Origin of the sequence: Klenkia terrae (genome assembly GCF_037083865.1) — a bacterium.
In the GTDB taxonomy this organism is placed as follows: Bacteria; Actinomycetota; Actinomycetes; order Mycobacteriales; family Geodermatophilaceae; genus Klenkia; species Klenkia terrae.
The window spans coordinates 1-18,687 of record NZ_JBAPLV010000027.1 but is presented as its reverse complement, the minus strand read 5'-3'; the positions used below and the strand labels follow the sequence as shown (position 1 = coordinate 18,687).

The 18,687-nt window shown below is 74.1% G+C and carries 19 protein-coding genes; 9 read left to right on the top strand and 10 right to left on the bottom strand.

The annotated features are described in order from the left end of the window. Positions 1 to 69: 69 nt before the first annotated feature. The 3 genes from UXQ13_RS19525 to UXQ13_RS19515 all read left to right on the top strand — a co-directional run bounded on the left by UXQ13_RS19525 (position 70) and on the right by UXQ13_RS19515 (position 2,954). Positions 70 to 1,440 (top strand): NAD-dependent succinate-semialdehyde dehydrogenase, encoded by a 1,371-nt coding sequence (locus UXQ13_RS19525; protein ID WP_336392790.1) that lies wholly within the window; start codon positions 70 to 72, stop codon positions 1,438 to 1,440. A 106-nt stretch (positions 1,441 to 1,546) separates the two neighbouring features. Further along, the gene (locus UXQ13_RS19520) at positions 1,547 to 1,942 is read left to right on the top strand and encodes a hypothetical protein (protein ID WP_336392789.1); all 396 of its coding nucleotides are present in this window, start codon (positions 1,547 to 1,549) and stop codon (positions 1,940 to 1,942) included. 610 nt (positions 1,943 to 2,552) lie between these two features. Then, positions 2,553 to 2,954 carry a VOC family protein gene (locus tag UXQ13_RS19515; protein WP_336392818.1) on the top strand — a complete coding sequence of 134 codons (402 nt, stop codon included), beginning with the start codon at positions 2,553 to 2,555 and terminating at the stop codon, positions 2,952 to 2,954. A gap of 27 nt (positions 2,955 to 2,981) precedes the next feature. Here the strand turns inward: UXQ13_RS19515 and UXQ13_RS19510 are convergent, their stop codons facing one another. From UXQ13_RS19510 to UXQ13_RS19495, 4 genes are all read right to left on the bottom strand, one after another. Then, positions 2,982 to 3,341: a PRC-barrel domain-containing protein gene (locus UXQ13_RS19510; protein WP_225233360.1), complete on the bottom strand. Its 360-nt coding sequence runs from the start codon at positions 3,339 to 3,341 to the stop codon at positions 2,982 to 2,984. 101 nt (positions 3,342 to 3,442) lie between these two features. Beyond that, positions 3,443 to 3,937, bottom strand: coding sequence for a glutathione peroxidase (locus UXQ13_RS19505; RefSeq protein ID WP_336392788.1), 495 nt, complete (start codon positions 3,935 to 3,937; stop codon positions 3,443 to 3,445). Positions 3,938 to 3,939: 2 nt separating this feature from the next. Next, a complete protein-coding gene (locus tag UXQ13_RS19500; RefSeq protein WP_225233358.1) occupies positions 3,940 to 4,383 on the bottom strand; it encodes a DUF2237 family protein in 444 nt (147 codons plus the stop codon). After that, entirely contained in the window at positions 4,380 to 5,723 is a 1,344-nt protein-coding gene (locus tag UXQ13_RS19495) for a glucose-6-phosphate dehydrogenase (protein WP_225233357.1), read from the bottom strand. Before UXQ13_RS19495 ends, UXQ13_RS19500 begins: the two co-directional genes overlap by 4 nt. A 164-nt stretch (positions 5,724 to 5,887) precedes the next feature. Between UXQ13_RS19495 and UXQ13_RS19490 the strand changes: the two genes are divergently transcribed. Continuing rightward, on the top strand, positions 5,888 to 7,861 hold the full coding sequence (locus UXQ13_RS19490) for an acetoacetate--CoA ligase (protein WP_336392787.1): 1,974 nt from the start codon (positions 5,888 to 5,890) through the stop codon (positions 7,859 to 7,861). Between the two features lie 20 nt (positions 7,862 to 7,881). Here the strand turns inward: UXQ13_RS19490 and UXQ13_RS19485 are convergent, their stop codons facing one another. From UXQ13_RS19485 to UXQ13_RS19475, 3 genes are read right to left on the bottom strand one after another with little or no spacing between them, the layout of a single operon-like run. Beyond that, a complete protein-coding gene (locus tag UXQ13_RS19485; RefSeq protein WP_336392786.1) occupies positions 7,882 to 9,609 on the bottom strand; it encodes a carbohydrate-binding domain-containing protein in 1,728 nt (575 codons plus the stop codon). Continuing rightward, the gene (locus tag UXQ13_RS19480; RefSeq protein WP_336392785.1) at positions 9,606 to 10,349 is read right to left on the bottom strand and encodes a polyphosphate polymerase domain-containing protein; all 744 of its coding nucleotides are present in this window, start codon (positions 10,347 to 10,349) and stop codon (positions 9,606 to 9,608) included. The genes UXQ13_RS19485 and UXQ13_RS19480 overlap by 4 nt, the downstream gene beginning before the upstream one ends. Further along, positions 10,346 to 10,963, bottom strand: coding sequence for a DUF4956 domain-containing protein (locus UXQ13_RS19475; protein WP_336392784.1), 618 nt, complete (start codon positions 10,961 to 10,963; stop codon positions 10,346 to 10,348). The genes UXQ13_RS19480 and UXQ13_RS19475 overlap by 4 nt, the downstream gene beginning before the upstream one ends. 148 nt (positions 10,964 to 11,111) lie before the next feature. Between UXQ13_RS19475 and UXQ13_RS19470 the strand changes: the two genes are divergently transcribed. The 3 genes from UXQ13_RS19470 to UXQ13_RS19460 all read left to right on the top strand — a co-directional run bounded on the left by UXQ13_RS19470 (position 11,112) and on the right by UXQ13_RS19460 (position 14,545). Further along, positions 11,112 to 12,092: a phosphodiester glycosidase family protein gene (locus tag UXQ13_RS19470; RefSeq protein ID WP_336392783.1), complete on the top strand. Its 981-nt coding sequence runs from the start codon at positions 11,112 to 11,114 to the stop codon at positions 12,090 to 12,092. After that, on the top strand, positions 12,089 to 13,147 hold the full coding sequence (locus UXQ13_RS19465) for a glycosyltransferase (RefSeq protein ID WP_336392782.1): 1,059 nt from the start codon (positions 12,089 to 12,091) through the stop codon (positions 13,145 to 13,147). Before UXQ13_RS19470 ends, UXQ13_RS19465 begins: the two co-directional genes overlap by 4 nt. 129 nt (positions 13,148 to 13,276) lie before the next feature. Beyond that, the gene (locus UXQ13_RS19460) at positions 13,277 to 14,545 is read left to right on the top strand and encodes an acyl-CoA dehydrogenase family protein (protein WP_336392781.1); all 1,269 of its coding nucleotides are present in this window, start codon (positions 13,277 to 13,279) and stop codon (positions 14,543 to 14,545) included. Between the two features lie 109 nt (positions 14,546 to 14,654). Here UXQ13_RS19460 and UXQ13_RS19455 read toward each other — a convergent pair whose 3' ends face one another. Further along, positions 14,655 to 15,062 carry a hypothetical protein gene (locus UXQ13_RS19455; RefSeq protein ID WP_225233349.1) on the bottom strand — a complete coding sequence of 136 codons (408 nt, stop codon included), beginning with the start codon at positions 15,060 to 15,062 and terminating at the stop codon, positions 14,655 to 14,657. A 126-nt stretch (positions 15,063 to 15,188) separates the two neighbouring features. On the opposite strand from UXQ13_RS19455, the gene UXQ13_RS19450 reads away from it, so the two are divergent. Continuing rightward, positions 15,189 to 16,202, top strand: a complete 1,014-nt coding sequence (locus UXQ13_RS19450) for a heparan-alpha-glucosaminide N-acetyltransferase domain-containing protein (protein WP_336392780.1) — start codon at positions 15,189 to 15,191, stop codon at positions 16,200 to 16,202. A gap of 16 nt (positions 16,203 to 16,218) precedes the next feature. Here UXQ13_RS19450 and UXQ13_RS19445 read toward each other — a convergent pair whose 3' ends face one another. After that, complete coding sequence (locus UXQ13_RS19445; protein WP_336392779.1) at positions 16,219 to 16,644, bottom strand: VOC family protein; 426 nt, start codon at positions 16,642 to 16,644, stop codon at positions 16,219 to 16,221. A 62-nt stretch (positions 16,645 to 16,706) separates the two neighbouring features. On the opposite strand from UXQ13_RS19445, the gene UXQ13_RS19440 reads away from it, so the two are divergent. After that, a complete protein-coding gene (locus UXQ13_RS19440) occupies positions 16,707 to 17,675 on the top strand; it encodes a helix-turn-helix transcriptional regulator (protein WP_336392778.1) in 969 nt (322 codons plus the stop codon). Here UXQ13_RS19440 and UXQ13_RS19435 read toward each other — a convergent pair. Further along, positions 17,626 to 18,528, bottom strand: a complete 903-nt coding sequence (locus UXQ13_RS19435; RefSeq protein ID WP_336392777.1) for a polysaccharide deacetylase family protein — start codon at positions 18,526 to 18,528, stop codon at positions 17,626 to 17,628. The two genes, UXQ13_RS19440 and UXQ13_RS19435, sit on opposite strands and share 50 nt — an antisense overlap. Positions 18,529 to 18,687 lie beyond the last annotated feature (159 nt).

Sequence of the window (18,687 nt, the reverse complement as noted above, 5' to 3'; positions counted from 1 at the left end):
TCCGTTGTTGCCACCCGCGTCGAGGTGTGTTGCCATACCGTCGACCCGAACCTCTGATCGGAGCCCTCCATGAGCGAGTACGCCGTCGTCGACCCCGCCACGGGGGAGACCGTCGCCAGCTACCCGACCGCCACCGACGAGCAGGTGGAGCAGGCGATCACGGCCGCGACGTCGGCGCACCGCGGCTGGTCGCGCAGCTCGACGGCCGCCGAGCGGGGGGCGCTGGTCCGCCGGGTCGCCGAGCTGCACCGGGAGCGGCGCGATGAGCTGGCCGCCCTGATCGTGCGGGAGATGGGCAAGACGATCACCGCCGCCGAGGGCGAGGTGGACTTCGCCGCGGACATCTACGAGTACTACTCCGACAACGCCGAGCGGATCACCGCCGACCAGCCGATCGACCTGGTCGCGGGCTCCGAGGGCACCGCGGTCATCCGCCGGGCCTCGCTGGGGCCGCTGCTGGGGATCATGCCGTGGAACTTCCCGTACTACCAGGTCGCCCGGTTCGCCGGACCGAACCTGGCGATCGGCAACACGATCATCCTCAAGCACGCCCCGCAGTGCCCTGAGTCCGCCGCCGCGATCGAGCAGATCTTCCTCGACGCCGGGTTCCCCGAGGGCGCCTACGTCAACGTCTACGCCAGCAACGACCAGGCCGCGACGATCATCGGCGACCCGCGGGTGGCCGGGGTGTCGCTGACCGGGTCGGAGCGGGCCGGCACCGCCGTCGCCGAGGTGGCCGGCCGGCACCTGAAGAAGGTCGCGCTGGAGCTGGGCGGGTCCGACCCGTTCATCCTGCTGTCCACCGACGACCTGGACGGCGCGGTCTCCTCCGCCGTCGAGGCGCGGATGGACAACAGCGGGCAGTCCTGCAACGCGGCCAAGCGGTTCGTGGTGCACGCCGACCTGTACGAGGACTTCCTGGCCGGCGTCACCGCCAAGATGACCGCGATCGTGCCGGCCGACCCGACGAAGGCCGAGACCGAGCTGGGTCCGCTGTCCTCGCTGCGCGCCGCCGAGACCCTCGACGCCCAGGTGCAGCGAGCGGTCGCGCACGGCGCCACGCTGGTCGCCGGCGGGAAGCGGGACGGCGCCTTCTTCGAGCCGACCGTGCTCACCGACGTCACCCCGGACAACCCGGCCTACGGCGAGGAGTTCTTCGGCCCGGTCGCCGTCGTCTACTCGGTGCCCGACGAGGACGCCGCCGTTGAGCTGGCCAACGACACCGGCTTCGGGCTGGGTTCCTACGTGTTCACCACCGACCCGGCGCAGGGCGAGCGGGTGGCCGACCGGATCGAGGCCGGGATGGTCTACGTCAACCTGGTCCTCGCCGACTCCCCGGAGCTGCCCTTCGGCGGCATCAAGCGCAGCGGCACCTCGCGCGAGATGGGGCTGCTGGCCGCGGACGAGTTCGTGAACAAGAAGCTGGTGCGGATCGGCTGACCTGCTGGTCGTCACAGGGGCTGCTCAGCCGGGGCCGGCGACCGGCACAGCGCGGGGTCCGACGGTGGGGCTCGACACCCCGTCGGACCCCAGCGCAGGAGAGACCGTGACCGACCCGCAGCACCCCCGCCCCGACCAGCACCCCTCGGCGATGCCGCCTGAGGTCCCCGCCGGCATCCCGGTCGAGGGGCCGGCCACCGTCTCCACCGAGGCGCCCGGCGAGGCGGGTGGGCGGCCTGCGCGGCGGACGGGACGGGCGCGGGTCGCGCTGGTCGCGGCGGCGGTCGTCGGGCTGGTCGCCGTGGGCGGGGGCGGGTTCGCCGTCGGTCGTGCCACGGCGCCGGAGACGGCGTCCACGACCACCGACCAGCAGTTCCCCGGGGGCGGTGGGCCGATGGGCACCCCGCCCGACGGCGGCCGGGTGGGCACCCCGCCCGACCAGGACGGCACCACCACCGACGGCACCACGACCGACGGGACGACGTCCGACCCCCTCACCTGACCCGCTCCCCGCCGGCGGATGGGAGCTCGGCGTGGTTGCTGGGCATTCGGCGGGTGGAATGCGCACCGACCACGCCCAGCTCGACACCGGGAGGTCGACATGGGTGGCGACCACGTCCCGCCTGCCCCCAGCGGGGTTGATCGCAGCGGCGGCATCCAGCTGTTGCCGGAGGCGGCGCGAGGCGGAGGCTCGGCGTGGTTGCTGTGCATTCCGCAGCTCGAATGCACAGCAATCACGCCCAGCTACCCGCGGATGGCTGGGATGCGTGGCGGTGGCGTGTCGCTGGTGCCTCTCTCGGCCCGCTGCTGCCGGCCGTTGCGCAGCCACGGTGCGGTGGCGGCGTGGGCGCGCACCGACGCGGCGGGTGCGCGGGCAGGCGGCATCGCGGCTGCAGTGGGCGGCATGGGCGCGCAGTGTTCGGGCGGGTGCGCTGCCAGGCCGGGGTCGGCGCGGGATGGGCGGCGTGGGCGCGCAGCGGCGTGGCGGGTGCGCGACAGCGCGGTTCCGGGACGCGCAAGCCGCGGCGATGAGTTCTCGGCGCCGTGGTCGTCTTGGTGGTGACGGGGCCAGGAGGACCGGCCCGAACCGACCGAGGGAGCACACCGTGCGCATGATCTTCGTGAACCTGCCCGTCGCCGACGTGGCGGCGGCCAAGGCGTTCTACGCGGGCCTGGGATTCCAGCAGAACCTGCAGTTCTCCGACGACGAGACGGCGTCCTTCGTCATCGAGGAGAACATCACCGCGATGGTGATGACCCGGGAGAAGTTCGCCGGGTTCCTGCCGGCCGGGGCCAGCGCGGGCGACCCCGCCCAGCACGTGTCGGTGATGAACGCGTTGTCCGCGGCCAGCCGCGAGGAGTGCGACGACCTGCTGGCCAAGGCCCTGGCGCACGGAGGACGCCCGTTCAGCGACCCGCAGGACCACGGCTTCATGTACGGCACCAGCTTCGCCGACCCGTCGGGCAACGTCTGGGAAGCCGTGTGGATGGACCCCGCTGCGCTGGAGGGGTGAGCCCAGGGCCCACCCCTCCAGGAGGCGTCAGCGGCGGGCGAGCTGCCGTTCGCCGTTGACGCCGGTGGAGTAGGGCAGCTGGTAGTGCGCGAACACCTTGGGCTCCTCCTCGGCGGTGAGTTCGCCGTCGGTGTCGATGCTCGGGGCGGCCTTGGCCAGGTCGCGCGGGTAGGCCACCCGGACCTCGCGCGGCCCGACGGTCGCGTCCTTGAGCGGGACGAACACCAGGCTCTTGCCGCCGATCAGGCCGCCGACCTCGACCCCGACGAAGGAGGGCTGGTCGGTGACCACGTCGACGTAGATGGACTCCAGGGTGCCGATCTTGTGGCCCTCGGGGTCGACGACGTTCTCGCCGCGCCAGTCGCGGATGTTGCCTGCCGGGATCATGCGATGTCCTCCACGGTGGGGTGCAGCTCCGCGGTCACGGAGCACGTCGCACCGTGGGTGCCCCGGACCGGTGGTGCGCAACCGTCCTGGTGGGGAAAGACTTACACCGTCAGCTGCGCCTCGATCGCCGTCCGCACCTCGGGGGAGTCCGGCTGGGTCTGCGGCCGGAACCGGCCGACGACCTCGCCGGACGCCGACAGCAGGAACTTCTCGAAGTTCCACGCGACCGGCCCGGCCTCGCCGGTGGCGTCCGGCACGGCGGTGAGTGCCCGGTACAGCGGGTCGGCGTCCGGGCCGTTGACGTAAAGCTTGTCGGTCATGGGGAACGTGACGCCGTAGGTGGCCGAGCAGAACTCCTCGATCTCGGCCGCCGTCCCCGGCTCCTGCCCGGCGAACTGGTTGCAGGGCACGCCGACGACGGTGAACCCGCGGTCGGCGTACTCCTGCTGCAGCGCCTCGAGCTGGGTGTACTGCGGCGTCAGCCCGCACTTGCTGGCCACGTTCACCACCAGTGCGGGTCGTCCGCCGGTGAGCTCGCCGAGCGTCGTCGGGTCGCCCTGCAGCGTGCGGACGGGGGAGGAGAGGAGATCGCTCATGATCAGGCCGAACCGGGGAGGCTCGGCGGCTGTTCCGGCCAGCCCGACAGGTCGTCGGGGACGTCGACGGCGTGCGCGCGCAGCAGCTCCAGCGGCACGACCTCCAGGGCGCGGGCGTTGGTCGCGGCCAGCACCACGCCTGCCGGCGACCCGGCCTCCGCGGCCTGCCGCCACCGGGCGGCCACCACGCACCACCGGTCACCGGGGGTGAGCCCGGGGAAGCCGTACTCCGGGCGGGGGGTGCCCAGGTCGTTGCCCAGGGCGGCCTGCATCGCCAGGAACTCCGCCGACACCACCGTGCAGACGGTGTGGCTGCCGATGTCCTCGGGGCCGGTGCAGCAGTACCCGTCCCGGTAGAAGCCGGTCACCGGGTCGGTGCCGCACTGCTCCAGCGGCCCGCCCAGCACGTTGCGCTCGCCGGGGACGAACGGTCCCGCGGTGCTCACGCCGGGCCGTCCGAACCGGCCGGGTAGTCGACCAGCGGGATGTCGTCGGCGGCCCAGGCGTCCAGCACCGGCTGCACGATCCGCCAGCCCTGCTCGGCCTCGACGTCCGAGATCGACAGCGTCGGGTCGCCCGACAGCATCTCCTTCAGCAGCAGGCCGTAGGCCGGCAGGTCCTGCGGCGGCGAGGTCGTCTGCAGCACCTCGCGCTCCAGGTCGAACGGGTCCCCGGCGCCGTTGAGGTTGATCTCCAGCGCGATGCCGTCGGGGGACAGCTGCAGCCGCAGCACGTCGGGCTCGGGCTGCTCGTCGGCGAAGGCCAGGTGCGGCACCGGCTTGAACCGGACGACGATCTCCTTGCGCCGGGTGCCCAGCGCCTTGCCGGTGCGCAGCCGGAACGGGACGCCGCTCCACCGCCAGTTGTCGACGGTGACGGTGAACTCGGCGTAGGTCTCGGTGCCGCGGGCGGGGTCGACGCCGTCCTCGGAGACGTAGTCGGGCAGCTCGCGGCCCACGATGGTGCCGGCGGTGTACCGGCCGCGGACGCTGGTCGCGACGTCGGCCTGCACCGCGCGCAGCACGTCGGACTTGCGGGCCTGCAGGGTCGCGGCGTCCAGCGACTGCGGCGGCTCCATGGCGACGACGGCGAGCAGCTGCAGCAGGTGGTTCTGCAGCATGTCGCGCAGGGCGCCGGCCTTGTCGTAGTAGCCGGCCCGGCCCTCCAGCCCGAGGTCCTCGTCGAACACGATGTCCACGGAGTCCACGTGCTGGGCGTTCCAGACGGGCTCGAAGACCCGGTTGGCGAACCGCAGGCCCAGCACGTTGAGCACGGTCTGCTTGGCCAGGAAGTGGTCGATCCGGAACACGCCGGACTCCGGGACCAGGCCGTGCAGCACCTCGTTGAGCTGCCGGGCGTCCTCGATGCCGGTGCCGAACGGCTTCTCCACCACGACCCGGGCGCCCTCGGGCAGCCCGACCTCGCGCAGCGCGGTGAGCGTGGGCAGGAAGACGGTGTTGGGCAGCGCCAGGTAGACCACCGGGACGCCGTCCACCCGGGCCAGCGCCCGGCGCAGGTCGTCGGGGCTGGTGACGTCGCCGTGCTCGTGGCCGAGCTGGGCGACCACCCGCTCGCGCTCGTCGGCACCCAGGTCGGGGGCGTGCGCGGTCAGCCGCTCCCGCGCCCAGTCCCGGTAGGCCTCGTCGTCCCAGTCCTGCTGGCTGACCGCGAGCACCTCGACGGCCTCGTCGAGCACGCCGCGCTGGTAGAGCTCGGCCAGGCTGGGCAGCAGCAACCGACCGGTGAGGTCACCGGAACCACCGAGGACGACGAACGAGCGCTTCACGGTCGGCCTGCTTCGGTCTGCGGGATGGTGCGGGGCTGCCGGCCACGGTCTCGGGTCGGCGGGCGGGTCGGCACAGGTGTCTCCAAGGTGTCGGCTCGTCGTCCCGGCCCCAGTGCCCGCTCCGGGACCGGTCGAACCCCCCGGGATCTGGCAGGGTGCGTGGCGTGACGCTGTGGTCGCCGACACCCGAGTCCATCGCCGCCTCCCAGCTCGGCCGGTTCGCCGCCTGGGTCGACGAGCGCCGGGGCCTGTCCCTGGGCCAGGACTACGACGCGGTCTGGGCCTGGTCGACCTCGCACCTGGACCAGTTCTGGGCCGACGTCGCCACCTGGTTCGACGTGTTCGAGGGCGAGGAACCGGTCCGGGACGACGAGGTGCTCGGGTCCCGCGCCATGCCCGGCGCGCAGTGGTTCCCGGAGCGGACGCTCAACCTGGCCCAGCTGGCGCTGCGGCACGCCACCGACGAGCGGCCGGCGATCGTGGCCGTGCGGGAGACCGCCGACGGGCTGGCCGAGCCCGAGGAGCTGTCCTGGGCCGACCTGCGCGGGCAGGTCGGGGCGTTCGCAGCGACCCTGCGGCGGCTCGGCGTGCAGCGCGGCGACCGGGTGGCCGGCTACCTGCCCAACGTGCCCGAGGCCGTCGTCGCCTTCCTCGGCTGCGCCGCGGTCGGTGCGGTCTGGTCGGCCTGCGCGCCGGACTTCGGGCCGCGCGCGGTGCTGGACCGGTTCGCGCAGATCGAGCCGGTGGTGCTGGTCGCCGTCGACGGCTACCGGTTCGGCGGTCGCGAGCACGACCGCCGGGACGTCGTCGCCCAGCTGCAGGCCTCGCTGCCCACCGTGCGGACGACGATCGGGCTGCCGCGGCTGTTCCCCGACGAGCTGCCCGTCGGCGCTCTGGCCTGGGCCGACGCCGTGGTCGACGTCCAGCCGCCGGTGTTCGAGGCGCTGCCGTTCGACCACCCGCTGTGGATCGTCTACTCCTCGGGCACCACCGGGCTGCCGAAGGGGATCGTGCACGGGCACGGCGGCGTGGCCGTCGAGCAGCTCAAGCAGGCCGGGCTGCACATCGACATCGGGCCCGGCGACCGGTTCTCCTGGTACGCCTCCACCGCCTGGATCATGTGGAACATCGCGGCCTGCTCGCTGCTCACCGGCGCGACCCTGGTGGTGCACGACGGCGCCCCCGGCTTCCCCTCGTTGGACGCCCAGTTCGCGGTGGCCGCCCGGTGCGGCACCACCTACCTGGGCACCAGCGCCGGGTACCTCACCGCATGCGAGAAGGCCGGGCTGCGGCCCGGGGACGACCACGACCTCGCGGCGCTTGCGGGCATCGGGTCCACCGGGTCACCGCTGCCGGCCTCGACCTTCGAGTGGGTGTACGAGGCGGTGAAGCCGGACGTGTTCCTCGGGTCGCTGTCCGGCGGGACCGACGTGGCCACCGGGTTCATCGGCTCCTCGCTGCTGCTGCCGGTGGTCGCCGGGGAGCTGCAGCGGCCGATGCTGGGCGTGGCCGCGGCGTCCTGGGACGAGCAGGGGCAGCCGGTGGTGGGCGAGCTCGGCGAGCTGGTGGTCACCGAGCCGATGCCCACCATGCCGCTGTACTTCTGGGCCGACCCGGACGGCACCCGCTACCGGGAGGCCTACTTCGAGCCCTGGCCCGGGGTCTGGCGGCACGGCGACTGGCTGGAGATCCTGCCCACCGGCAGCTGCATCATCACCGGCCGCTCGGACTCCACCCTCAACCGCGGCGGCGTCCGCATGGGGACGGCGGACCTGTACGCGGCGGTCGAGTCCATCCCGGCGATCGCCGACTGCGTCGTCCTCGGCGTGGAGCAGCGGGACGGCGGCTACTGGATGCCGCTGTTCGTGCAGCTCGCGCCCGGGTTCGAGCTCACCCACGCCCTGGTCGCCGAGATCCGGGAGGCGGTGAAGCGGGACGCCAGCCCGCGGCACGTACCCGACGAGGTGCTCGTCGTCCCCGGCGTGCCGCACACCCGCACCGGCAAGCGCTTGGAGGTCCCGCTCAAGCGGCTGTTCCAGGGCGTGCCGCCGGAGAAGGCGCTGAACATGGGCGCCGTGGACGACGCCGAGGTGGTGCAGCACTACGTGCAGCTGGCGGCGGATCGCGGCGCTCGCTGACGCCATCGGCCGGCCCGGGGTCAGCCGTTGGGGCGGCCGCCACCGCCGCCGGGCATCCCGCCGCCTCCGCCGCCCATCCCGGTGCTGGCGCCCTCGCCGGCCGTCACCGTCGTCGAGCTGCCGCCGTCCACGGTGACCGTGTAGGTCTCGCCGGTGGTGAGGTCGGGGGAGGAGGTCACCACCGACTGCACGTCCTTGGTCGGCGTGTAGGTGGCGACCACGGTGCCCGAGCTGTCGGTGACCTCCACGGTCGAGCCGGCCGACGCGGTGCCCGACCAGGCCAGCCAGCCCTGCGCGGAGTCGGCGTCGGGGGTCTCGGCCATGCCCGCGCTGCCGCCGGCGAGCAGGGTGCCGCCGCTGACCGTGATGCCGGCGTTGGAGTCCAGCGCCCCGTTCCCGCTGCCGGTCGGGCCGTGCACGGTGGTGGTGCCGCCGGTGATGGTCGTCGAGCCGTTGGAGTCCAGACCGTCGCCCTCGGCGTCGACCACCAGGGTGCCGCCGCTGATGGTCAGCGTGCTGCCGTCGTCCCCCATGCCCCCGCCCATGCCGCCGCCGGAGTCGGTGCTGGTCCCGGTCGAGGCGTTGACGCCGTCGTCGGAGGTGGTGACCGTGGTGTCGCCGCCGGCGATCGTGATGGCCGCGCTCTCCAGGCCCTCGACGGCCTCGGCCACGTCCAGGGTGCCGCCGGAGATGGTCAGGTCGACGTCGGCGTGCACCCCGTCGTCCCCGGCGGTCAGCGTCTGGGTGCCCCCGGTGATCGAGATGGCCCCGTTCGAGTGCAGGGCGTCGTCCGCGGCGTCGACGGTCAGGTCGCCGCCGCCGACCACGATGCCGACGTCTCCCTTGACCCCCTTCACCGAGGTCTCGCCGGACGCATCGCCGCTGGTGGTGATGTCCAGCGTGCCGCCGCCCAGGAGGACGTCGGTCGAGGCGGCGATGCCGTCGCCCTCCGCGGTCACCGTGACGGTGCCGTCGGCGACGTAGACGTAGCCGCGGGTGGCGTCCTCGGTGTCGTCGCTCTTGAGCCCGTCGCCGCCGGCGGTCACGGTGACGTCGCCGTCGAGCACGACGACGGAGTCCTGGCCGCGGATGCCGTCGTCGGCCGCGTCCACGGTGACCGTGCCCGACTCGACGGTCACGCCGTCGGAGCTGTTGATGCCGTCGTTGGACGCGCCGGTGACCTGCAGGGACCCCGTCCCGGTGATCACCAGGTCGGCGGCGGAGTCGACCGCCGCGCTGGTGCCGTCTTCGGCGTGGTCGGCGGTGTCGGCCAGGGTGTTCGTCGTCCCGTCGGCCAGGGACAGGACGACGGTCTCGGCGTTCGTCACCGCGACCGCCGCGCTGGTCGGCGAGGTGATCGAGGCGTCGTCGAGCACCAGGACGACGTCCTCGGCGTCCGCGGTGTCCACCACGACCTGGCCGGTCAGGTCGCCGGTGAGCACGTAGGTGCCGGCCGCGGTGATGGTCACGGTGCTGCCGTCGACGGTCACCCCGGCGGCGTCGCTCGTGGCGGTGTCGCCGCCGAGGGTGATCGCCTGCCCGTCGGAGGTGGTCCCCGACGAGGTCACCCAGCCGTCGTTCGCGGCCAGGGCGGCGTCGACCGTGGTGCCGGCCGCGGCGGTGACCTCCGCGGAGGCCGCGGTGGTCGCCGCGGTCGTCGTGGTGGAGGTGTCGGTGGTGCCGCAAGCCGCGATCAGGGTGGCGGCGGCGCCGGCCACGAGGGCGGCGCGCAGTCGGCGCAGGGTCACGAGGTCTCCTGGAGGTGTCGGGTGAGGGTGGCGTGCCAGCGGTTGCGCGGCAGGTCGGGGTGCAGGGCAGCGAGGCCCGTGCCGTACTTGGAGATGCGGGCGGGGCGGTGGCCGGACCGCCAGAGCAGGCGGTCGGCGGCCGAGGGTGCGGAGCCGGACTTGGTCTCCACGACCACCCGGTCGGTCAGCGGGAGCAGGCCCCCGGACGGCGTGCGCCAGACCAGGTCGGTGTCGACGGTGACCCGGGCGCCGGCCAGCAGCAGGGTCGACCGGGAGTAGCGGGTGCCCAGGACCGGGACCAGCTCCCGGTCGGTCAGGTCCCCGACGCCGGAGCTGCGCAGGACGTCGTCGACGAACCCGCGGGCCCCGGCGAGGTCGTCGGCGGCGACGCGTTCCTTGACCGTCGACCCGCGCGGCCCGCGGGTCTTGACCTCCACCCAGCTGTCGCCGGTGTCGGTGTAGGTCCGCCGGCGCACCTTGAACCGGCGGCGTCGCCCGCGGGCGGCCAGGTGGTAGCCGGCCAGGTCGGGGGTGTCGACGTAGAGGGAGTCGTAGCCGAACGTCCGCCGCCCGCCGATGGTGAGCACCCGGGCGTCGGGGAGCCGGCCGAGCACTGCGGCGGCGTCGGCCGGGGTGAGCACGTACTTGCGGTCCACCCGGGTCAGCAGCGCCGCCGTCCCGACCAGCTCCTCGAGGGAGACCGGCGGCAGGGCGCCGAGCGCGGTCAGGGAGGCGGTCACCGGACGTCGGCCCGGTGCAGCGGTCCGGTCATCCGCGGCTCCACCGGCACCGCCGGGCTGCGGGCGCCGAGCTCGAGGCGGACGTCGACGGTGGTGGTGTCGTCGACCAGGTCCACCTGCTGGACGGTCACCTGGTGCACCCGGGCGTCGAACAGGCCCTCCAGGTGCGCGATGAGGGCGGCCTCGTCGGTGAACGCCCGGTCCACGATCACCTGCTGCTGCCGGTAGCGGCGCATCAGCCGCGGGTGCCCGCCGGCCCACATGACCGCGACGACCAGCGCCATCAGCCCGGCGACCAGCAGCTCCGCGCCGGTGCTGCCCGCGCCGAGCCCGCCCAGCAGGCCCAGCGCCAGCGCGGCGAAGTAGAAGGCCACCTCGGTCTGGGCCAGCTCGGTGGAGCGCAGCCGGATGATCGACAGCACCCCGAACAGGCCCAGCCCCAGCCCGACGCCCACGGCGCTCGAGGACAGCGCGGTGGCCACCGCGAGCACGCCGACGTTGACCCCGAGGTAGGCCGCCACCAGGTCGCGGCGGCGGTGCCGGGGGAAGTAGACGCCGAGGACCAGGACGCCGATGGCGACGAGGTCCGCGGCGATGAGCACGAGCTGGGGCATGACGATCCGTCCGTCCGGGGTTCAGGTGATGCCCACCCTCGGGCCGCCGGTTGTGCCCGCGCCCGCTCCCCGCTGAGCGCTCCCTGTGCGCATCCGGTGCACACCGGTCGCACAGCCGGCGCTGGGGGAGGCGCCCGACCGTCGTCCCATGACCCCGACGCAGAACCCGACGCAGACCCCTCCCGCGCCGCCCGCTCCCCGCCGGATCAGCCGCCGGGGCTTCCTCGGCGGGACCGCCGGTGTCCTGCTCGCCGCCGCCGGCGGGGGCAGCTGGTGGGCGCTGGACCGGTTCGTCGTCGACCACGTCGAGATCTCCGACGCCTCGGCCTACGAGGCGGCCTCGGGCGTGGACACCGGGACGACGACCACCTCCAACGGCTCGGTGGACGGCGCCACCTACACCTCCGACCAGGCCACGATCACCATCTCGACCGTCGTCACCGGCAGCGGGGACACCACGGTCACCTACTTCGTCGCCGACGTCGTCCTCACCGACGCGACAGTGCTGCGCTCGGCGTTCGCGAACGACGAGTTCGGGCTGAACATCGTCGACGAGCCCAGCGACGTCGCCGCCGGCGTGGGTGCGGTGTTCGCGGTCAACGGCGACTACTACGGGTTCCGCGAGACCGGCATCGTCATCCGCAACGGGGTCGCCTACCGCGACGCCGGCGCCCGCGAGGGCATGGCGTTCCGCCGCGACGGCACCGTGCGGATCTACGACGAGACCGCGACCACGGCGGCCGAGCTGGTCGCCGACGGGGTCTGGAACACGCTGTCCTTCGGGCCCGCGATCGTCGAGGCCGGCGCCGTCGTGGCCGGCATCGACGAGGTCGAGGTGGACACCAACGTCGGCAACCACTCCATCCAGGGCGACCAGCCGCGCACCGCGGTCGGGGTCATCGACACCAACCACCTGGTGTTCGTGGTCGTCGACGGCCGCAGCGAGGGCTACAGCGAGGGCGTCACGCTGCCCGAGCTGGCCGACATCTTCGTCGGGCTCGGTGCGGTCACCGCCTACAACATCGACGGCGGCGGCTCCTCGACGATGCTCTTCGACGGCGCGCTGGTGAACGACCCGCTGGGCAAGGGCTCCGAGCGCGGCACCTCCGACATCCTCTACATCGCGTGACCGGCGTCGTCCTGCTGGTCCCGGCCTACCAGCCCGACGAGCGGCTGCCCGCGCTGCTGTCCGCGGTGGCACGGCTGGACCCGTCGATCGACCTCGTGGTGGTGGACGACGGGTCCGGGCCCACGCCGGTGTTCGACGCCTGCCGGGCCCTGGGCGCCGTCGTGCTGCGCCACGGGGTCAACCGGGGCAAGGGCGCGGCGCTGCGGACCGGGCTGGCGCACGTGCTGCTGGTGTCGCCGTCCGCCGCCGTGGTCACCGCCGATGCCGACGGCCAGCACCTGCCCGAGGACGTCGTCCGGGTGGCGGGGCGGGCACCGCACGGGCTCGTGCTCGGGGTGCGGTCCTTCGACGGGGCCGACGTGCCGCTGCGGTCGAAGGTGGGCAACCGGGTGTCGGCGGTGCTGGTGCGGGCGGCGACCGGCCGGGCGCTGGCCGACACCCAGACCGGGCTGCGCGGGTTCGCCCCCGACCTGCTGCCCTGGCTGCTGACCGTGCCCGGCGACCGGTTCGAGTACGAGCTGCGGGTGCTGCTGGAGGTGGCCCGGCGGGGGACGCCGATCGAGCAGCTGCCGATCACCACGGTGTACCTGGCGGGCAACGCGTCGTCCCACTTCTCGCCGGTCCGGGACTCGCTGCGGGTCTACCGCCCGCTCGCGCTGTTCCTCGCCTCGTCGCTGTCGGCCTTCGTCGTCGACCTGGTCGCGCTGCTGGTGCTCGGGGCGGTGACCGGCTCGCTGTGGCTGTCGGTGGTCGGCGCCCGCGTGCTCAGCGGGACGGTGAACTACCAGGTCAACCGCCGGGTGGTGTTCGGTGCGGCGCGCAGCCGGCGGTCGGTGCTGGGCTACGTCGCGCTGGCCGGGTCGCTGCTGCTGGCCAACCTGGCGCTGATCAGCGGGCTGACCTGGCTCGGCGTCCCGTTGCTGACCGCGAAGCTGCTGACCGAGCTCGCACTGGTGGCGGTCAGCTTCACGGTCCAGCGCTGCGCGGTCTTCCGCCGGCGGTCGGTCGCTCGGCAGCCGGTCGCCCTGCAGGGATCCGGTCACGGCGTGCGGTGACCGGATCCCTCTCGGGTGACCGACTGCGCGCTGCACCAGGGTGTGATCTGGGTCGGGATCGGGGGCGATCTCGGTTACCGGACGGTAACTTCGGCGACGCCCCGCCCGACGACGTGCAGGAGACCCGCTGTGACCAGCTCGCAGAGCGCGACCGACGAGACGACCACCGGCACCGTCGAGATGGAGCCCCGTCGTCCCGATCTGCTGCCGCCTTGGCACACCCCCGAGCGCGAGGCCCTGCAGCTGCAGGCGCGGGCGTTCGCGATGGACGAGGTGCTGCCGGTCGCCGACGAGCTGGACCCGCAGAAGGGCGAGATCCCGCAGCGGATCCTCGAGCGGCTCGGCGAGCTGGGCTACTTCGGCATCACCGTCGACCGCGAGCACGGCGGGATGGGCCTGGGCGTCTTCGAGTACTGCATGGTCAGCGAGGAGCTGGCCCGGGCGTGGATGAGCGTGGCCTCGATCCTGGCTCGCTCCCAGGGCATGGGGACGTCGGTCGCCGACGCCGGGCGCCGGGACGCGCTGCTGCGCAAGTCGGCCGCGGGCTCGTGGATCGGCGCCGTCGCGCTGTCCGAGCCCGACGCCGGCTCCGACCTGGCCAACGTGCAGACCCGCGCCGTGCGGGACGGCGACGAGTGGGTCATCACCGGCCACAAGCGCTGGTGCGGCAACGCGAAGGCGGCCGACTTCATCCAGGTGCTGGTCCGGGTGGCCGACCCGCAGCCGGGGGAGTCCCGTTCCCGCGGGCTGCGCAACGTGCTGCTGGCCAAGGAGCGCGGCACCTTCCCCGAGGGGTTGAGCGGCTACCCGATCGACAAGGTCGGCTACCACGGCTTCCTGACCTGGGACCTGCAGTTCGACGGCGTCCGGATCCCCGCCGACGACCTGATCGTCGGACCCGGGGACGGCGACGGGGACGGCGGCTCCAAGGCCGGGTTCGCCGAGGCGCAGGCCTTCCTCAACACCGCCCGGGTGCACACCGCGGCGCGCGCGGTGGGGCTGGCCCGGGCCGCGGTGGAGGACACCACCACCTACCTGCAGGAGCGCGAGCAGTTCGGCCACCCGATCGGCGACTTCCAGGCGCTGCGGTTCGCCCTGGCCGACATGGCCGCCCAGGTGGAGGAGTCCCGGGCGTTCTACCGGCAGGTCGCGCACCTGCTGGACGTCGGCGTCCCGTGCGAGCGCGAGGCAGCGATGGTGAAGCTGCAGGCCACCGAGATGGCGGTGCGGGTGACCAACCAGGCCATGCAGCTGCACGGCGGCAACGGCTACACCACCGAGCGGCAGGTGGAGCGGCACTGGCGCGACGCCCGGCTGACCACCATCTTCGAGGGCACCAGCGAGATCCAGAAGCGGATCATCAGCGACCGCATGCTGCCGAGGTCCCCCCTCACCTGACCCGGCGCCCGGCGTGGATCAGCTGGGTTGATCCACGGCCGTCCTGGCTCACCGACGCCGGTGAGCCAGGACGCACGTCGGTGAACCCAGCTGATCCAAGCCGGGGGCGTCAGGCGAGGTGGGCGCGGAGCTGGCGGCAGCGGTGCGCGGTCTCCGCGGCGGCCTCGGCCTGGAGCCGGCAGGTGCGCAGCTCCAGGTGCTGGGCGCCGAGGTGGGCGCTGCGGTCCAGCGCGTGCACCGTCGTCCCCAGGATCGACCGGACGACGGCGCTGCCGGCGGGGGTGTTGCGGGCCAGGATGTGGCGGGTCACCGCGGCCAGGTCGGCGGCGTCCTGGGTGGCCGCGATGACCGCGCGCAGCCCGGAGACGTCGGGGCCGCCCATCAGCGTGGCGACGCTGGTCAGCGCCACCTGCTCGTAGCCGGCGAGGGCGTCCAGCGTGCCGGCGAGCTGGTCGGGCGCGGTGGTCAGCGGGACGGTGCGGGCTTCTTCGCGCAGCATCGTGGTGGTCGACTGCATGGCTTCCTCCTGGGTTCGACGTGCGGGGACCACAGGACGCCCGCAGCCCGGGAAACAGCTGTGGACCTGCTCCCGGGTTGCTGTCGGACCGGTGCGGACCGGCTGTGCGGCCCGACGATGGGCGGCATGGACAGACCGCGGCTGCACGGCGTGGACGTCGCCCGCGGCCTGGCCGTCGTCGGCATGCTCTTCGTCGACAACCGCGGCAACAGCTCGATCGGCACCCAGTTCGTGCACGCCCCGTGGCACGGGCTGCGGGTCGCCGACGTGGTCTTCCCGGTGTTCCTGCTGGTCGTCGGTGTGTCCATGCCGTTCTCCCGGCGGGCGGACCGGCCGCGCGCGGTGCTCGTGCGGGTGCTCAAGCTCGCCGTCCTGGGGGTCCTGGTCGTCGGCGCCAAGTACGGGTTCGACGTCGTCGGCGCCGGGGTGCTCGGCCACATCGCCGGGGCCTACCTGCTGTGCTGGCTGCTGCTCCGGCTGGCGCGGCGGGCGCAGGTGCCCACCGCGGCGGGGGTGCTCGCCGTCCTCACCGCCGTGGCCGTGCTGCTGCCGGTCCCCGGGTCCGGCCGGACGGCGGTCGAGCCCGACCTCTCGTGGGCGCACTGGTTCGACGACCTGCTCGGGCTGGACTTCTCGGCCGAGGCGCCGCACTCCTACCTGCCCAGCGCGATCACGGTGTTCCTCGGCGTGCTGGCCGGCCGGGTGCTGCTGGACCGGGGTGCCCGCGGCGCGCTGTCCTGGATCGTGGCCGGCGCCGGGGTGCTGCTGGTGCTCGGCCTGCTGCTGGCGCCGCTGCTTCCGGTGAACAAGCGGCTCTGGACGCCGTCGTTCGTGCTGGTCACCGGGGGGATCGGCCTGCTGGTGCTGGCCGCGGCGATCTGGCTGGTCGACGTCCGCGGGGTGCGCCGGCCGTTCCGCCCGGCCGAGGTGCTCGGCCTCAACGCCATCGTGGCGTTCGTGCTGTCCGAGCTGCTGTTCCGGGCGGTGCTGCGGTACCGGTTCCAGCCGCTGGTCGACGGCTGGCTCACCGACCTGACCAGCGCGACGACGTCGGCCTACCTCTACGCCGCGTTCTCCGTCGTGGTGGTGTGGGCGGTGTGCCAGGTGCTGGCCCGGCGGGGGATCGTCGTCCGGGTCTGACCCCCCGCCGGCCGGATCAGTACGCGGCGACCACGTCGAGCACCCAGGTGACGCCGAACCGGTCCGTCACCATGCCGTACAGCGGGGAGAACCCGGCCGGGCCCAGCGCCGCCCGGACGGTGCCGCCCTCGGCCAGGCCGTCGAAGAACCGGGTGATCTCCGCGGGGTCGTCGCCACGGACCGACACGTAGACGGCGTCGGTGCCCTGGTCGTACGCGCGGCCCGGCGGGACGTCGAAGGCCATGATGGAGAACCCGGTCGGCGAGGTGACCCCGCCCCAGATGACCTGGTCGTCGACGGCGCCGTCGGCCCGGTCCCGGTCGGAGCCGCCCTGCGCGAACGTGAAGGCCTGGACCTCGCCGCCGAACACGGCGGCGTAGTGGTCCAGGGCGGCCCGGGCCTCGCCGCGGAAGTTGAGGTGGGTGGTCGTCGAGATGCTCATGGCGACCACTGTGCCGGGGGTGGCGGCCAGTTCCTGACCTACACGTGGGCCATGCTGGGGCGGTGAGCGGAACCCCCGGCCGGCTGCTGGCGCTGCTGTCGCTGCTGCAGTCCCGGCGCGACTGGCCCGGCTCCCTGCTGGCGCAGCGGCTGGAGGTCAGCCCGCGGACAGTCCGCCGGGACGTCGACCGGCTGCGCGAGCTCGGCTACCCGGTGCAGGCCGCGATGGGTCCCGACGGCGGCTACCGGCTGGCCGCCGGCGCCGACCTGCCGCCGCTGCTGTTCGACGACGAGCAGGCGGTGGCGCTGGCCGTGGCGCTGCAGCTGGCCCCCGGGGACGCCGCCCACCGCGCACTCGCCACCGTGCGGCAGGTGCTGCCCGCCCGGCTGCGGCACCGGGTGGACGCCGTCCAGGTCGCCCCGCTGCCGGCCGCACCGGTGCCCGAGGTCGACCCGCAGGTGCTCGTCGCGGTCAGCGGCGCGGTGCGCGCCCGGCAGGAGCTGCGGTTCGACCTGGGGGACGCCGTCCGCCGGACCCAGCCGCACGCCGTCCTCGCCCGGGGCGGCCGCTGGTACCTGCTGGCCTGGGACCTGGACCGCGACGACTGGCGCACCTTCCGGCTGGACCGGATCACGCCGCGCACGCCGCTGGGCGCGCGGTTCACCCCGCGCGAGGTGCCCGGCGGGGACCCGGGTGCGTTCGCCGTCGCGCTGTTCCGCGGCTCCCGCGACCCGGCGGAGGACTGGCCGTGCCGGGGGCGGGTGGTGCTCGCCGTCCCCGCGTCGGCGGTCCTGCCCTACGCCGGCGACGCCGAGGTCGAGCCGCTGGACGACGACCGCTGCCGGGTGTCGGCCGGTGCCTGGTCCTGGACCGGCCTGGCGGCGCACCTGCTCCGCCTCGACGCCCCGGTCTCCGGTGCACACCCCCGCGAGCTGGCGCAGGCGTTCACCGACCTCGCCGCCCGCTGCGCCGCCGCCGGCGTCAGTTCCCCGGCACCGCCGGCTGGCCGCCGACCGGCTCGGGGTCGCTGAGCGCCAGCAGGCGGTTCGCGCTCATCAGCGTGATCCCGCGGTCGGCGATCTGCTGCAGCGCCGAGGGCAGCGCCTGCACCTCCAGCTCCCGGCGGTCGGCGAGGGCCTTCGCGAAGGCGGCGTCGGGGTCGAACGTGCCCTGGCCGATGCCGTCGTGCAGGCCCAGGACGTCGCCGGCGACCACCGTCTGCCCCATGTAGTCAGCGATGTGGGTCACCGAGCCGGAGTCCCCGGGGCCGCGGGTGACCGACCAGATGTAGGTGTCGTAGCCGAGCTCCGCGGCGACCCGCAGCGCGTACCCGGTGATCTCCCCGCGCGGCGGCCGGAAGCTGGTGAACGGCACGTCGACCAGCGCGGACACCTCGTCTCGGCAGCGGATCAGCTCGTCCCGGGTCTGCGCCGCGGTGAGCGTGGTGAGGTCCTTGTGGGTCCAGGTGTGGTTGCCGATCTCGTGGCCGGCGGCGACCACCTCGCGCAGCAGGTCGGGGTGCTGCACCGCGTTGTAGCCCATCACGTTGAACGTGGCCGTCACCCCGGCGGCGGCCAGCGCCTCCAGGATCCGCGGCGTGTACTCCGGGGTGGGGCCGTCGTCGAAGCTGATGCAGGCGATCGGCGAGCTGACCGCGGTGTTCCACACGACCCGGTGGGTGCCCAGGCGGGCGACCGCCTCGCCCTCGTCGGCGGCGCCGCCGGCCTCCGTGAACTGCTGCTGGGCCCGCTCGCGCTCGGCGGCCCGCACCTCGTCGTCGCTGCTCGCGACCAGCGCGCCGACGGTGCCGCCCACCGCGCCGCCGACCACCAGCCCGCCCACCCCCAGCCCCGCCCGGCCGAGGAACTGCCTCCTGCTGCTCATGGCCCCGTTTCTACCGTCGGCAGCCTGGGCGGACGCTGCCGGTTCGGCATCGTGGGCTGGGGGTCTGCTGGGAGCCGGGTCCGCCGGGCCCCGGCGCGACGTGAGCACCCGGCGTGGATCAGGTGGGACGCCGGCCGGGGCGGCGACCCCCCCCCCCTC

What these genes read in the sequence shown, in the direction of transcription:
- UXQ13_RS19525 (WP_336392790.1), top strand. Translation starts at nt 70, where the DNA reads ATGAGCGAGTACGCCGTCGTCGACCCCGCCACGGGGGAGACCGTCGCC.
- UXQ13_RS19515 (WP_336392818.1), top strand. Translation starts at nt 2,553, where the DNA reads ATGATCTTCGTGAACCTGCCCGTCGCCGACGTGGCGGCGGCCAAGGCG.
- UXQ13_RS19510 (WP_225233360.1), bottom strand. Translation starts at nt 3,341, where the DNA reads ATGATCCCGGCAGGCAACATCCGCGACTGGCGCGGCGAGAACGTCGTC.
- UXQ13_RS19505 (WP_336392788.1), bottom strand. Translation starts at nt 3,937, where the DNA reads ATGAGCGATCTCCTCTCCTCCCCCGTCCGCACGCTGCAGGGCGACCCG.
- UXQ13_RS19475 (WP_336392784.1), bottom strand. Translation starts at nt 10,963, where the DNA reads ATGCCCCAGCTCGTGCTCATCGCCGCGGACCTCGTCGCCATCGGCGTC.
- UXQ13_RS19470 (WP_336392783.1), top strand. Translation starts at nt 11,112, where the DNA reads ATGACCCCGACGCAGAACCCGACGCAGACCCCTCCCGCGCCGCCCGCT.
- UXQ13_RS19455 (WP_225233349.1), bottom strand. Translation starts at nt 15,062, where the DNA reads ATGCAGTCGACCACCACGATGCTGCGCGAAGAAGCCCGCACCGTCCCG.
- UXQ13_RS19450 (WP_336392780.1), top strand. Translation starts at nt 15,189, where the DNA reads ATGGACAGACCGCGGCTGCACGGCGTGGACGTCGCCCGCGGCCTGGCC.
- UXQ13_RS19445 (WP_336392779.1), bottom strand. Translation starts at nt 16,644, where the DNA reads ATGAGCATCTCGACGACCACCCACCTCAACTTCCGCGGCGAGGCCCGG.
- UXQ13_RS19435 (WP_336392777.1), bottom strand. Translation starts at nt 18,528, where the DNA reads ATGAGCAGCAGGAGGCAGTTCCTCGGCCGGGCGGGGCTGGGGGTGGGC.